This is a genomic window from Pseudomonas sp. GW821-FHT07G06 (genome assembly GCF_058986625.1).
Window position 1 is genome coordinate 1 of record NZ_JBYSVW010000031.1, and the last position, 13,780, is coordinate 13,780.

12 protein-coding genes are annotated in these 13,780 nt (G+C 58.7%); 5 read left to right on the forward strand and 7 right to left on the reverse strand.

The genetic code is table 11. The annotated features are described in order from the left end of the window. Positions 1 to 266 precede the first annotated feature (266 nt). On the reverse strand, positions 267 to 2,471 hold the full coding sequence (locus tag AC3WJW_RS29280) for an OsmC domain/YcaO domain-containing protein (RefSeq protein WP_493728439.1): 2,205 nt from the start codon (positions 2,469 to 2,471) through the stop codon (positions 267 to 269). 77 nt (positions 2,472 to 2,548) lie between these two features. Continuing rightward, the gene (gene ptrR / locus AC3WJW_RS29285) at positions 2,549 to 3,427 is read right to left on the reverse strand and encodes a putrescine utilization regulator PtrR (protein WP_007980886.1); all 879 of its coding nucleotides are present in this window, start codon (positions 3,425 to 3,427) and stop codon (positions 2,549 to 2,551) included. A gap of 100 nt (positions 3,428 to 3,527) precedes the next feature. Between ptrR and AC3WJW_RS29290 the strand changes: the two genes are divergently transcribed. Then, positions 3,528 to 4,919, forward strand: coding sequence for an aldehyde dehydrogenase family protein (locus tag AC3WJW_RS29290; protein ID WP_493728440.1), 1,392 nt, complete (start codon positions 3,528 to 3,530; stop codon positions 4,917 to 4,919). Positions 4,920 to 4,985: 66 nt separating this feature from the next. On the opposite strand, the gene AC3WJW_RS29295 is transcribed toward AC3WJW_RS29290, so the two are convergent. Both AC3WJW_RS29295 and AC3WJW_RS29300 read right to left on the reverse strand, forming a co-directional pair. Then, positions 4,986 to 5,174, reverse strand: a complete 189-nt coding sequence (locus tag AC3WJW_RS29295; RefSeq protein WP_429389920.1) for a hypothetical protein — start codon at positions 5,172 to 5,174, stop codon at positions 4,986 to 4,988. A gap of 348 nt (positions 5,175 to 5,522) precedes the next feature. Continuing rightward, positions 5,523 to 6,044 (reverse strand): DUF3016 domain-containing protein, encoded by a 522-nt coding sequence (locus AC3WJW_RS29300; RefSeq protein WP_493728441.1) that lies wholly within the window; start codon positions 6,042 to 6,044, stop codon positions 5,523 to 5,525. 334 nt (positions 6,045 to 6,378) lie between these two features. On the opposite strand from AC3WJW_RS29300, the gene AC3WJW_RS29305 reads away from it, so the two are divergent. The 4 genes from AC3WJW_RS29305 (at position 6,379) to AC3WJW_RS29320 (ending at position 9,606) form a co-directional block, all read left to right on the forward strand. Then, positions 6,379 to 6,720, forward strand: a complete 342-nt coding sequence (locus tag AC3WJW_RS29305) for a hypothetical protein (protein WP_493728442.1) — start codon at positions 6,379 to 6,381, stop codon at positions 6,718 to 6,720. A 108-nt stretch (positions 6,721 to 6,828) separates the two neighbouring features. Beyond that, positions 6,829 to 7,071 (forward strand): hypothetical protein, encoded by a 243-nt coding sequence (locus tag AC3WJW_RS29310; protein ID WP_493728443.1) that lies wholly within the window; start codon positions 6,829 to 6,831, stop codon positions 7,069 to 7,071. A 402-nt stretch (positions 7,072 to 7,473) separates the two neighbouring features. Then, positions 7,474 to 7,911, forward strand: coding sequence for a DUF6130 family protein (locus AC3WJW_RS29315; protein WP_493728444.1), 438 nt, complete (start codon positions 7,474 to 7,476; stop codon positions 7,909 to 7,911). A gap of 219 nt (positions 7,912 to 8,130) precedes the next feature. Next, positions 8,131 to 9,606: a DUF1254 domain-containing protein gene (locus AC3WJW_RS29320; RefSeq protein WP_493728445.1), complete on the forward strand. Its 1,476-nt coding sequence runs from the start codon at positions 8,131 to 8,133 to the stop codon at positions 9,604 to 9,606. 44 nt (positions 9,607 to 9,650) lie between these two features. Here the strand turns inward: AC3WJW_RS29320 and AC3WJW_RS29325 are convergent, their stop codons facing one another. The 3 genes from AC3WJW_RS29325 to AC3WJW_RS29335 all read right to left on the reverse strand — a co-directional run bounded on the left by AC3WJW_RS29325 (position 9,651) and on the right by AC3WJW_RS29335 (position 13,756). Continuing rightward, positions 9,651 to 10,052, reverse strand: a complete 402-nt coding sequence (locus tag AC3WJW_RS29325; protein WP_493728446.1) for a hypothetical protein — start codon at positions 10,050 to 10,052, stop codon at positions 9,651 to 9,653. Between the two features lie 62 nt (positions 10,053 to 10,114). Continuing rightward, positions 10,115 to 10,507: a fe2+ zn2+ uptake regulation protein gene (locus tag AC3WJW_RS29330; protein WP_493728447.1), complete on the reverse strand. Its 393-nt coding sequence runs from the start codon at positions 10,505 to 10,507 to the stop codon at positions 10,115 to 10,117. A gap of 108 nt (positions 10,508 to 10,615) precedes the next feature. Beyond that, positions 10,616 to 13,756 carry a multidrug efflux RND transporter permease subunit gene (locus AC3WJW_RS29335; RefSeq protein WP_493728448.1) on the reverse strand — a complete coding sequence of 1,047 codons (3,141 nt, stop codon included), beginning with the start codon at positions 13,754 to 13,756 and terminating at the stop codon, positions 10,616 to 10,618. Positions 13,757 to 13,780 lie beyond the last annotated feature (24 nt).

Sequence of the window (13,780 nt, forward strand, 5' to 3'; positions counted from 1 at the left end):
TGCGCCGGAAGTGGGGCGAATTATAGACATCTGAAATCTGCCGTCAAGCACTGATTTTGCTTTTCTATCAATAACTTGCAGAAGGTGCTGAAACGCCCCGAAGGAAGCCGGAAAGGCGGAGGAAAATGCGCCCTCTATATAGAAGAGCTTCCTCAACGCCAGCCGCTGCCCAGGTCATGGCCGAATAGCGAGTCCACCGCACACGGAAGATTGTGCTGGCCGCCAAAAAACAAAAAAGCACCCAAGGTGCTTTTTTGTTAGCGCATTCAGCTGAATAACGTCGCCACCCCGGCCCGCGCCGTATGTAGCTTCTTATAGCTGTCGATCAGACGAAGGTGCCTGTCGAGGCCTTCCAGTTTCATGCTCGTCGGTGTCAGACCATAAAAACGTACGCTGCCATCGACCGACCCTATCGCCGCGTCCATGCGCTCGTCACCGAACATCCGGCGGAAGTTGACCTCGTAGTCGCTCAGTTCCAGATCATCGTCCAGCTGCATTTCCAGCACGACGTTCACCGCTTGATAAAACAGGCCGCGTTCGACGGTGTTGTCGTTGTATTGCAAGAAGGCTTCCACCAGATCCTTGGCCTGATCAAACTTCTGCAAGGCGAGATAAATCAGCAGCCTCAGTTCCAGGATCGTCAACTTGCCCCAAGGCGTGTTGTCGTCGAATTCGATGCCGATCAAGGTGGTGATGTCGGTGTAATCATCCAGCTCGCTGCTTTCCAGCCCCTGGGCCAGCGATCGCAGGCCGACTTTGCTCAGGCTGTGCAGATTCAGGATGTCGGCACGGAACTGCAGCGCCTTGTTGGTGTTATCCCAGATCAAATCTTCGACCGGATAAATTTCCGAGTAATCCGGCACCAGAATGCGGCAGGCCTTGGCGCCGATATGCTCATAGACCGCCATGTACACTTCTTTGCCCATGTCTTCGAGAATGCCGAACAGGGTCGCGGCCTCTTCGGCATTGGAGTTTTCGCCTTGACCGGAGAAATCCCACTCAACGAATTCGAAGTCCGGCTTGGCACTGAAGAAGCGCCACGAGACCACACCGCTGGAGTCGATGAAGTGCTCCACGAAGTTATTCGGTTCAGTCACCGCCTGCCCTTCGAAGGTCGGCTGCGGCAAATCATTCAGGCCTTCGAAACTGCGGCCTTGCAGCAGCTCCGTCAGACTGCGTTCCAGCGCCACTTCCAGGCTTGGGTGCGCGCCGAACGAGGCAAATACGCCACCGGTACGCGGGTTCATCAAGGTGACGCACATCACCGGGAACTCCCCGCCCAGCGACGCATCCTTGACCAGCACCGGGAAGCCCTGCTCTTCCAGGGCCTGGATACCGGCCAGGATGCCCGGGTATTTCGCCAGTACTTCCTGCGGCACATCCGGCAGGGCCATTTCGCCTTCGAGGATTTCACGCTTTACCGCGCGCTCGAAGATCTCTGACAGACACTGCACCTGCGCTTCGGCCAGCGTGTTGCCGGCGCTCATGCCATTACTCAGGAACAGGTTTTCGATCAGGTTGGACGGGAAGTACACCACCTCATTGTCCGACTGGCGCACAAACGGTAGCGAACAAATACCACGCTGGGTGTTGCCGGAGTTGGTGTCGTACAGATGCGAACCACGCAGCTCGCCATCCCGGTCGTAAACCTTCAGGCAGTATTCGTCGAGGATTTCAGTCGGCAGTTCGTCCTTCGATCCCGGCTTGAACCAGCGCTCATCCGGGTAATGCACAAACGCCGCGTTGGCGATGTCCTCTCCCCAGAACTGATCGTTATAGAAGAAGTTGCAGTTGAGCCGCTCGATAAACTCGCCCAGCGCCGATGCCAGCGCGCCTTCCTTGGTCGCGCCCTTGCCATTGGTAAAACACATCGGCGAGTGCGCATCGCGAATGTGCAGCGACCACACATTGGGAACGATGTTGCGCCACGAAGCGATTTCAATCTTCATGCCCAGGTCGGCCAGGATGCCCGACATGTTGGCGATGGTTTGCTCCAGCGGCAGGTCCTTGCCCGCAATGTAGGTGCCCGCCTCGGAGGTCGAGTGCGGCATCAGCAACGCCTGGGCATCGGCGTCGAGGTTTTCGACCTCTTCAATCACGAACTCAGGCCCGGTTTGCACCACTTTCTTTACCGTGCAACGGTCAATGGAGCGCAAGATCCCCTGGCGGTCCTTGGCGGAGATGTCCGCCGGCAATTCGACCTGAATCTTGAAAATCTGGTTGTAGCGGTTTTCCGGGTCAACGATGTTGTTCTGCGACAGGCGGATATTTTCGGTGGGGATATTGCGAGTCTCGCAATACAACTTCACGAAGTACGCCGCACACAACGCCGACGAAGCCAGGAAATAATCGAACGGCCCCGGCGCCGAGCCATCACCCTTATAGCGAATGGGTTGATCGGCGATCACCGTGAAGTCGTCGAACTTGGCCTCAAGTCGAAGGTTGTCGAGAAAGTTGACCTTGATTTCCATGTGCGATTACCAGAATAACGAGCTAAACGATTTGGCCGCCATTATCCGGTTTTTCAGCGCTGACCGTTAACTTTCCACTATTTATCGATCAACGCGACACCACGCTCCTCCAGCAAACGTACAAACATCGTGAGGCTCTGCGACACCGTCCCCCTGCGCCACACCAACCAGGTGCGCAGATAGCGGAACGACTCCGACAACGGCCAGACGCTGACCGTCGTACACCCCGGCATGCTTTCGAGCATGCTGCGTGGCATCAGCGCCAGGCCGGCCCCCGCGCTGACGCAGGCCAGCATGCCGTGATAGGACTCCATTTCGAAAATCTTGCCGGGCACCGCCGCGCCATTGGCAAACCAGCTTTCGAAATGATGGCGGTAGGAGCAGTTGGAGCGGAATGCATAGATGTTTTCGCCATTCACATCCTTGGCCCGATGAATCGGCTCATGATTGAGCGGTGCGATCAGGACCATCTCCTCCTCGAATGCCGGTACGCCTTCCAGCGCCGGATGCAACACCGGCCCATCGACAAATGCCGCGGCCAGCCGCCCCGACAGCACCCCGTCGATCATGGTCCCGGAGGGACCGGTGGACAGGTCCAGTTCGACCTTCGCGTGTTTCTGGTTATAGGCAGCCAATAGCTCTGGAATTCGTACCGCTGCAGTGCTTTCCAGCGAACCCAGGGCGAAGGCGCCTTGCGGTTCCTCGCCCGCTACGGTGGCCCGCGCCTCCTGAACCAGGTCGAGAATGCGTCGAGCGTAATCCAGGAAACTCCAACCGGCCGGCGACAAGCGCAGGCGACTCTTCTCGCGGATAAACAGATCCACACCCAGGTCCTGCTCAAGCTGCTTGATTCGGGTCGTGAGGTTCGATGGCACCCGGTGGATATGCTGGGCGGCAACGCTGATGCTGCCGTGCTCGGCGACAGCCTTGAAAATTTCGAGCTGGACCAGATCCAAGTCATTCTCCAAACGTGAACGTTATGCTCAGTATTATTCAGTTTCCATAAAACATATACCCCCATAACCTGAGCACATTCCTACCTAGCAGGACGGTGCCATGACCCACGTATCCAGCCTTACCCATGCCATTTCGATCAACCCGACCACGGGCGAGCAGATCGGCCAGTACCCTTTCGAATCCGATTCGGCACTACAGGCCGCGCTGGCGCGGGCCACTACCGGGTTTCGAGCCTGGCGCGGCAAACCGGTAGAGCAACGCGCGCAGCTTTTGATCAGCCTCGGCCAGGCCTTGCGCAACAATGCAGAGGCCATGGCCAACATGATCACCCTGGAAATGGGCAAGCCGATTACTCAGGCCCGTGGCGAAATTGAAAAATGCGCGCAGCTCTGCGAGTGGTACGCCGAACAGGGTCCCGCCATGCTCGGCGCAGAACCGACCCTGGTCGAAGGCGGCAAGGCACGCATTGAATATCGCCCGCTCGGCCCGATTCTCGCCGTGATGCCGTGGAACTTCCCCATCTGGCAAGTGCTGCGCGGCGCGGTCCCTACCCTGCTTGCCGGCAATACCTACGTGCTCAAGCACGCGCCCAACGTCATGGGCAGCGCCTACCTGCTGCTGGAAGCCTTCAAGCAGGCGGATTTTCCTGAAGGTGTCTTCGAGGTCATCAACGTCACCCCGGACGGCGTATCCAAGACGATCGCCGATCCACGCATCGCGGCCGTCACCCTCACCGGCAGCGTGCGGGCGGGCATGGCCATCGGTGCTCAGGCCGGAGCCGCGCTGAAGAAATGCGTATTGGAACTGGGCGGCTCCGACCCGTTTATCGTACTCGACGACGCAGACCTCGATGAGGCGGTCAAAGCCGCGGTGATCGGGCGCTATCAAAACACCGGACAAGTCTGCGCCGCTGCCAAACGCCTGATTGTCGAGCAAGGCATTGCAGAGGAATTTACCCGCAAGTTCGTCGAGGCCACCCAACGACTGGTCGTCGGTGATCCACTCGCCACCACCACTTACATCGGCCCGATGGCGCGCGTCGATCTGCGCGACGAACTGGACCAACAGGTGCGCGACACACTGGAAGAAGGTGCGACCTTGCTGCTGGGTGGAAAGAAGGTCGAGGGCACCGGCAACTACTACGAACCCACTGTACTGGGCGACGTGACCGATCAGATGACATCCTTCAGGCAGGAATTGTTTGGTCCAGTGGCTTCAATCATCACGGCCCGCGATGCCGCCCATGCACTGGAACTGGCCAATGACAGCGAGTTCGGCCTCACCGCCACTATTTATACGCGTAATGGCGAACTCGCCCGGAAGATGGCTGGCGAACTTGAAACCGGCGGCGTGTTCATCAACGGGTATAGCGCCAGCGATCCGCGTGTCAGTTTTGGTGGCGTGAAGAAGAGTGGCTTTGGCCGGGAACTCTCGCACTTCGGGGTGCGCGAATTCTGCAATGCTCAGACGGTTTGGCTGGACCGGCGTTAAGGGCAATGCAGTGCTTCGAGCTGGCTCAGCCATGATCTGGTTCAACCTGCAACGCAGCGCAAGCAGTCAGGCTGACATCGCGATCCTCAGCGCCACTGCTGCTTCAAGCAGCTTGTTCGCCTGGGTCGAGACAGCTGCGGCCATTTCTTCATCCCCTGCTTCTCTGAGCGTTGCAGCCAGATCGAGCAGCTTCCCCACCTCGGCCTCGATAGTGCGGACGGATTCGCCTATTTGGTATTTAAGTGAATGAGCCATCTCGATCAAACCTCGGACCGGATTAAAGACAAATCCCACCTGGGCGAATGCTCAAGTCATTCAGTGGCGCGTCACTGACCGCCATTCGATTGCCCCAAAACCATTGTGGAGTACTGAGCAGAGCGTATCGAAAGTTGTGATGTCATGTCGTACTCCAGTAGCACTTGGCCCAACGGTGACGCCACGGCATTTCGTATTCAGATGTCACACTTTCGTCACACCTATCTAGCACAATACGGTCAGCCAAAGGGATTTGGCCCATCTACAGAAAGCCCGGCCCAGCGCCGGGCTTTTACTTTCTGGCCCATCTTCCCCAAGCCGGACGACTGATTCAGAGCACAGGGTGGTTCAATTCAACCCGCTCTGATGTTGCCCGGCGAATTGTCTCTGGAACCAGTCCGAGAGCATCGCCTTCTCGGAGTAGAGCCTGTCACTTCTGTTCGCACGCCCCGGACGCTGGAGGTAGAGCTGATCCATGACTCTGGCGTCGGCCTGGTTCACGATCTGGCCATTTTGTTTGAGAACGTAATGTAGATCGATGCTCGGCCAGGTAATGTCGCGCATGAAGCGCACCTCATAGGCATTTATCCTCCAGGGTTCGTAACGACCGGCCAGGTCGATGTTGCGTATTTCAATTTGCAGCTGCTGGTCGGCTGGCAGGTACCGCTCGCCAAGCTTCTGAAGGTAGCTGCGCAGCTCTTTCATGACATAAGGATCGGCCCCACGTTCATAGCCCGGACTGTCCAGGCTGGCATCGCTGAATTTTTCGGGGTTATTGAAGACGACTTCGACCGAGGGCGCTGCGGTGGCAAGTGGCACCCTAAACAGCGCCAGCAGTGCGATCGAGGTGCAAAGGGTTATTGAGCGCATGGCATCACCTCCGGGTGCAACGCTTTTCAATGCATGCGGCACCCTGTTCAGTTTACGCCTGAAGTGCATGCCCGCTGCGTGTGTTTCCACCTCCTGTCACGGGTCAGCGCTGCTCTTTACACACCAGCCGAATGAGCAGCAAGACCAACAGCACATTCAATACGGCCAGCGAACTCAGGCCTGCCAGCACACCGCCAGCGCCTCAGGTTACTCGGCCGCGCGCGACCTGACTCAACGGCAGCACGCTCCATGACTTTGGGATGAGCTGAAAATTTCACCAGGAACGCGCCTACACTGAAAGGCACAGCGATTGAGAGGACATGGAGCTCCACGCATGCGCCCTAGCGCCCTTGTGATACTCCTTATCAGCTATGCCGTGCTGATGGTGGTTTTTTTCAAGCTAAATGCTCGAAACAATCGACGCCGCAGAGAAAGTCTTTACGAGACCTTTGAAACTGCAATGCGACAGCATGGGATCAAGTCTTTCGAGATCATCAAGGAAAGCATTCATATCGGTAACAACTTTCGGCCATCAGAGCTGTACCGGATATTGTTGGACGATTCAGGGCACTACTTTCTTTACTCGCACGCCAGTAACGCGCAGCCAACTTTAATGCCGCTGACCGAAGAGCGAGCGTTACAAGCTGCACAGGGTGAGATGGGAATTCAGGCATAGACCATCGCAACCGCCACTACCAGAGAGCCTGAAAGTGCGGGGCTGCCCCGCCCAGCGCCGGGCTTTTTGCTACCTGCTACGCTTTTCTTGGACAAAGGAGAACCGGCCATGCCCCTACCAGATGATCCTACCCCCGCCCTACTCAGCCGACTCAATCAGAACATCATGGCCTTGGGTTGCGCCATCGAAGAAATAGGCATTTGGATCAAGCAACGCGGATCCACGGAAGTGTCCACCCGTATTGACGATCAGCTAGCCGTGCTCAGCGCAAATGCTGACTTCATCGCTGAAACCATTGCCGAGTTGATTGCCAGGTGTGAGCCTGAAGAAGAGGAAGATCCCGAGGATTGAGCCCTCGGCATCGCCATCATGGCGCCAGAGTGACTGGGTGCCTGAAGCAGAAGGGATGCTGGTTAACACAACTCGCACCAAAACAGGACCATGCTCGTAGCCCAACCGCTGGTAACGATCCCGATTCCAAACATGACGCCGAGAAGCAGAGTTTTTGCCCACATGGCTCGAATCTCCGGATACCGCATTCAATGAATGCTTCAGTATGAGCACCTGAGCAAAATCCAAGCCATTTGGCACAGCTCCAGCCCGGGCCCGGCGATTGCGCTGAAACAGTCTCTTCGAGTCGTGAAAAATTCCCCAACAAGGGGTTCGCTTACCCTACATTTTGGGCTGAAACACCCAATGACTGGGGCTCGGTTTGATCTAGGCTTGAATGAGATCACGCGGGAGAAAAACACCATGTCCCTGTCTCTCAGAAATCCATTGGCCTTTGCTTTGGCGGTCATCTTTTGCACAGCCGCGCGCGGTGAAGGAGCCACAGACACCTATCACCCACCGGCAATACTTCCCCTGGAATCCGAGACGGCGCCAAGACTTATTGCCGAGCCGCCGCTTGCCGAGCCCCTTGCCCGCGGAGTCGTCATTATCCAGTACCGCACAGAGCACGCGAGGATCATGCCGGTATTTGGTAAAGCGGCGGCTGATGTATCACCCCGCCTCGGGCACCTTCACGTGACCGTCGACGACTGGAAAGGCACATGGGCGCACACCAGTGAAGACCCGATTATCCTGGTCGGACTGCCCCCCGGCACTCACCAGGTTCTTCTTGAAGTGGCCGACCCGACTCACAAAGTCCTTACCAGTACGACAGTGCGTTTCATCGTTCCGGAAAAGTAACCCGCTGACGCCTCTCATTAGTCGCCACTTCACTTCAGTTGTCTGCTTGCCCCAATCGAAGAAGTTTGCCTCCGATATTGGCTGCCCCCCAGTCAATAGCGGAGGTTTGCTTAATGGCCTACGCTCAGATTCGGCAGTAAACCAGCTGGAGTCTCGACGTGTTCAAACGCTGATCAAGACATCCAGGGCAGAGAGGATCTTGGTCGGGAGCGACAAAGGATGAAACCGGAATATTCATGCATCAAATGGATCGCCATCGCTGCCGTTTCGGTGGCGCTTGTATCAGGCTGTGCCAGCAAGAACGACCCCGTGGCCCAGGCCGAGAAAGCCGATGTAGCCAAGGGCATCGCCGCCCCCAGCCTCACGGAAACGAAGGCCATCGCCGAGGAAGCCTTCATCTACGGACTGCCGATCGTAATGAACTATGCGGTGATGTATGAGTACGCCGTGGACAAAAGCGGCCCGCAGTTCAAGGCCCCCTTCAACCAGATCAAGAACGAACCCCGTGTCTTCACTTACCAGGATACGGCCATCGTCACGCCCAACAGCGATACCCCCTACTCCTTCCTCTGGCTGGACCTGCGCGCCGAGCCCATGGTGCTCACGGTCCCCGCAGTGGAAAAGAAACGTTATTACTCGGTGCAACTGATCGACGGCAACACTTACAACTACGGCTACATCGGCAGCCGCACCACGGGGAACGGCCCGGGCAACTACATGGTGGTCGGGCCTGACTGGAAGGGCTCCATGCCGCCCGGCATCAGCAAAGTCTTCTATTCGACAACGCCCTTCACGGTGGCAGGCTATCGAACCCAGCTCTTCAATCCCAAGGACATGCCGAATGTGGTCAAGGTGCAGTCCGGCTACAAAGCCCAGCCGCTGTCGGCGTTCTTGAAACAACCGGCGGCACCTGCATCGCCGGTTATCAATTTCCCTCCAACCACCACTGCGGGGATCAAGGAGAACTTCTTCGAATATCTTGATGCCGCACTCCAGTACGTACCGCCAACACCGGAAGACCGGGAAATTCGGGCGCGAATCGCGAAAATCGGCATTGGACCAGGCAAGAGCTTCAAGCTCCAGGACCTCTCGCTCGAACACAAGGCCGCTGTCCTGCTGGGCATGAAGGAAGGTGACGAGAAGGTGGACAAGTGGTTGTCCGGCGGACTCAAGAACGTCAATGGCTGGGGCATCGGTTCGTACTTTGGCGACCGCCATTTCTACAATGGTGACTGGTTGAAGCGCGCGGCCGCGGCCAAAGGCGGTATTTACGGCAACGATGCCGTCGAAGCCACTTACCCCATCACCCGCACAACCGCGACCGGCGAGCCACTGGATGGCAGCAAGCATAACTACACACTCACCTTCCCGGCGGGGCAACTGCCTCCAGTGAACGCGTTCTGGTCGGTGACGATGTACGACGGCAAGACACAGCTCCTTATCAAGAACCCGATCGACCGCTATCTACTGAACTCGCCCATGTTGCCCGGCATGAAGAAGAATGCCGACGGGTCGCTGACCCTCTACATCCAACGCACCTCGCCCGGCAAGGCACTGGAAGGCAACTGGCTGCCCGCACCCGATGGCCCGATTTACCTGGTGATGCGCCTCTATTGGCCCAAGGAGACGCCGCCTTCAGTTCTGCCGGCTGGCGAAGGCACCTGGAAGCCAGCAGGCCTCGTGGTATCGAAATAGAACCCGCGCCAGCTCACGCAGATCCCCCGGCATTTGTCGGGGGTTTACCGTTCCAATACAAGCCTGTCTTCGCTGACAGGCAACGGGTGTGGTGCATTTATCCTGCCTTCCAGTCTGTTCACGAACGCCAGGGCTTCGGCATAGCTGCGAAACTTGACGCACCACGCGTTCATCCAGACATTCCAGTCTTGCGGTGTCCGCGCTTTTTCGATTTTTATCAGCATCCTGGCATCCCTCCCTTTTTGCGGTTTAACCCAGTCTCGAACCTGGAAAAAACCGAAATGCGGCGTGTGAACCTTCGTCTGCGTGTCCCGGTTGAAGGCGCGGGGAAAACAGTACACAAGGTGAGGAGGAGCAGACTCTGCAGATGCGGATTTGGCGGCATCCGAAGCTTGCGTCAAAGCGAACTGCAGGACCTGCCTTTGCTTACCTTCCTCGAGGCGCATTTAAAACGGCTGAAGGGGGGATTAGAAAATCAATAATCATCAATAATGTAGCTTGGCGGGCGTTACTGATTCTGATTCGTGCGAGGACATTGGATGCCTCCCACCGAAGGCAGCTTCAGCAACGCCCAGGCTTTGGCGGTGAAGCTGTAGCTCTTGTCCTGAAAATCAATGACACGCTCTTCGCAAAGACGCTTGAGCACTTCACGCACGCTGATGAACGCCAGCTCGACGGCGGATGACTCCAGATAGGCATGCACCCCCTGCACGCCAATGGAGCGGCCCTCTCTGGCGGCGACCAGCAAGGCGTGGATCACCTTCAAGCGGATAAGGCTGGTGCGCAGCCCATACACGCGCAGCAATTCACGAATCTGGCCGTTGGTGATGCGATCCGATTCGATGACGGCTGTCTGCTGCTGTGGCGTAGCGGAGGGCGTCGAGACCGAGGGGTTGTACATGGGAAAAATCCTTTTCAGAAACGTACAGGGTAAAAACCGGCAGTGATTGTTTTTGGAGTTTTTTGCGCCGAACGCCTGGCGTGCCATGGCTTTGAACTCAGGACCCTGTCATGGCGCGCGCTCCTCGGAAACCGATCCATTGAAGGCACCACGGCGACGGCGCAAGCGTTGTGCCATGGACAGCACCCAGACAAAAAACACCGGGACACACAGGACCCCGAGTACGGTCGCCGCCAGCATGCCGCCGATGACGCCCGTGCCGATCGCACGCTGACTGGCGGCCCCCGCACCACTGGCAAGCGCCAGGGGCAGCACGCCGAGAATGAACGCCACAGACGTCATGACGATTGGGCGAAAACGCAGGCGCGCCGCTTGAGCCGCCGCTTGCGCGAGGCTCAGGCCCTGCTCATGAAGTGCCTTGGCAAACTCGACGATGAGAATGGCATTCTTCGCGGAAAGGCCGATGATGGTGATCAGTCCCACCTTGAAGTAGACGTCGTTGGGCATGCCCATCACCGTCACCGCCAATACCGAACCGAGCATGCCCACCGGCACGATCAGCAGCACGGCGAAGGGAATCGCCCAGCTTTCATACAACGCCACCAGCACCAGCAAGACCATGGTCAACGACAGCCCCACCAACAGCGGCACCTGGGCGCTGGCCTGCTGTTCCTGCAACGACAACCCCGCCCATTCGAGACTGAAACCGGCCGGCAACTGACGGGCGATTTTCTGCAGCTCCGCCATCGCCTGCCCGGTGCTGTAACCCGGCGCGGCATCCCCGGAAAAACGCAATGACGGCGAGCCGTTGTAGCGCGCGATCTGCAACGGCCCGACCTGCCATTCGAAGCGACTGAACGCGTCCAGTGGCACCAAGCGACCCTGGCGGTTGGGCACTTGCAGGCGCAGCAACGCTTCAGGCGTCTGCCGGCTGATGCCGTCCGCCTGGATGATCACGCGCTGCATCCGCCCCTGATTGGCAAACTCGTTGATCTGCTCCGAACCCAGCGCCGAGGACAGCGCCGAACTGATCACATCGAACCCCACCCCCAGGGCCTCGGCTTTTTCGCGGTCGATACTGACATTGATTTGCGGCGCATCGGCCAGGCCGTCTTCCATCAAGTAGTCGATCACCGGCGATGCCTTGGCGGCCTCAAGCAATTGACCGCGGGCCCTCAACAGCGCTTCGTGGCCCTGCCCCGCCAGATCCTGCAAGCGCAGCTCGAATCCGTTGGACGTACCAAGGCCTTCTACCGGTGGCGGCACCACGCTGAACAACGTGCCATCGGCGACGTTTTCGAAGGCTTCGTTCGCCCGCCGGGCCACCGCATCGCTGGCCTGCCCGCTGTCGCGCACCGACCAGTCCTTGAGACTGACAAACGACAATGCGGCATTGGCACCGACCCCGGAGAAACTGAAACCCATGATCGCCAGTACCTGGTCCGTGGCGGGTTGCGCCAGGGCATAGTGTTCCCACGCCTGCACCGTCACGTCGGTGCGCGAGGCCGACGCCGCGGGCGGCAACTGGATATCGGTGATGATGTAGCCCTGGTCCTCGGAGGGCATGAACGAGGATGGCAACCGCGCATAGGCGAAGGCGAGCACCAGCAGCAACACCAGGTACAGGCACATGCTGCGCGAGCGGCGGCGAACCCAGTTCGCACCCAGCCGCTCGTAGCGCTGGCCCAACGCATCGAAGCGACGATTGAACGTTTGCGCCCAGCGGCTGGCCCGGGCCTGGTACGTCGGATCATGGGGTTTGAGCACGGTGGCGCACAGGGCCGGCGTCAGGGTCAGTGCCAGGAACCCGGAGAACAGGATCGACACCGACAGGGCCATGGCGAACTGCTGGTAGATCACCCCCACCGAACCGCCCATGAACGCCAGCGGCAGGAACACCGCCGACAGCACCAGGGTGATGCCGACAATCGCCCCGCTGATCTGCTGCATGGCTTTGCGGGTCGCGGCCTTGGGCGACAGGCGTTCCTGAGTGATCAGCCGCTCGACGTTTTCCACGACCACGATCGCATCGTCCACCAGAATGCCGATGGCCAGCACCATGCCGAACAGGGTCATCATGTTGATCGAGAAGCCCAGCGGGGCCATGACGGCAATCGTCCCCAGCAGGCAGACCGGCACCACCACTGCCGGGATCAGCGTGTAGCGCAGGTTCTGCAAGAACAGCAGCATCACCAGGAACACCAGGACCATGGCTTCGATCAGGGTGTAGATGACTTGCTTGATCGCCACCTCGACAAAGTACGAGGTGTCGTAGGGCACGTTCAGGGTCATGTTCGCCGGTAGCGTGCTCGACAGCTGTTCAAGCCGGGCCTTGATCGCCGCCGCCGTTTGCAGCGCGTTGGCACCGGGTGCCAGTTGCACCGACATGGCCGCTGCGGGTTTGCCATTGAGGCGCGCGTCGAAACGATAGTCCTGTCGGCCCAGTTCAACCCGCGCCACATCGTGAATCCGCACGCTGGAACCGTCGTCATTGGCTCGCAGCACAATGTTGCCGAACGCCTCCACCGATTCGAGCTGCCCTTGCACCATCACGGTGGCGGTAATGTGCTGCTCGACGGGCCCCGGGCGCTCACCCATGCTGCCGGCGGGCACCTGCACGTTCTGCCCGGCGATGGCCTTGCCGACATCGGCCATCGACAGGTTGTAACCCACCAGCCGCGCCGGATCGACCCAGATGCGCATGGCCCGTTCGGCGGTGTACATCTGCACCCGGCCGACCCCGGCCACCCGGCGAATTTCATTGTTGATAGCCCGCGCAGCATAGTCCGCCAGCCCGATCGAGTCCTGCTGGCCATCGGTGTAGGACAAGGCATAGACCATCAGGAAGTTGGCGCGCACCTGCTCCACTTTCAGCCCTTGCTCGATCACCGCCTGGGGCAGGCGACCGATCACCCGTTGCAGACGGTTCTGCACATCGACCTGGGCCATGTCGGGATCGGTGCCCGGGTTGAAGGTGATGGTAGTTTCGGCGCTGCCGTTGGCGCTGTTGGACTCGTAATAGATCAGGCCCTTGAGACCGTTGAGCTCTTCTTCGATCAGGCTGGTGACGTTCTGGCTGACAATCTGCGCCGAAGCCCCGGGGTAACTGGCGCTGACACTGATCTGCGGCGGCGCCACGTCCGGGTATTGGCTGACCGGCAAGGTGCCGAGCGTGAGCGCCCCCGCCAGCGCGATGAACAACGCGATGACCCAGGCAAAATTCGGACGGTTGATGAAAAAATCCGGCATCGATTGCTTCCCAAGGCCAACGGC

Bases quoted from the DNA above. Each gene is read 5' to 3' on its own strand.
- AC3WJW_RS29280 (WP_493728439.1), bottom strand. From the start codon at position 2,471: ATGGAAATCAAGGTCAACTTTCTCGACAACCTTCGACTTGAGGCCAAG.
- AC3WJW_RS29290 (WP_493728440.1), top strand. From the start codon at position 3,528: ATGACCCACGTATCCAGCCTTACCCATGCCATTTCGATCAACCCGACC.
- AC3WJW_RS29295 (WP_429389920.1), bottom strand. From the start codon at position 5,174: ATGGCTCATTCACTTAAATACCAAATAGGCGAATCCGTCCGCACTATC.
- AC3WJW_RS29300 (WP_493728441.1), bottom strand. From the start codon at position 6,044: ATGCGCTCAATAACCCTTTGCACCTCGATCGCACTGCTGGCGCTGTTT.
- AC3WJW_RS29305 (WP_493728442.1), top strand. From the start codon at position 6,379: ATGCGCCCTAGCGCCCTTGTGATACTCCTTATCAGCTATGCCGTGCTG.
- AC3WJW_RS29310 (WP_493728443.1), top strand. From the start codon at position 6,829: ATGCCCCTACCAGATGATCCTACCCCCGCCCTACTCAGCCGACTCAAT.
- AC3WJW_RS29315 (WP_493728444.1), top strand. From the start codon at position 7,474: ATGTCCCTGTCTCTCAGAAATCCATTGGCCTTTGCTTTGGCGGTCATC.
- AC3WJW_RS29320 (WP_493728445.1), top strand. From the start codon at position 8,131: ATGAAACCGGAATATTCATGCATCAAATGGATCGCCATCGCTGCCGTT.
- AC3WJW_RS29325 (WP_493728446.1), bottom strand. From the start codon at position 10,052: ATGCGCCTCGAGGAAGGTAAGCAAAGGCAGGTCCTGCAGTTCGCTTTG.
- AC3WJW_RS29330 (WP_493728447.1), bottom strand. From the start codon at position 10,507: ATGTACAACCCCTCGGTCTCGACGCCCTCCGCTACGCCACAGCAGCAG.
- AC3WJW_RS29335 (WP_493728448.1), bottom strand. From the start codon at position 13,756: ATGCCGGATTTTTTCATCAACCGTCCGAATTTTGCCTGGGTCATCGCG.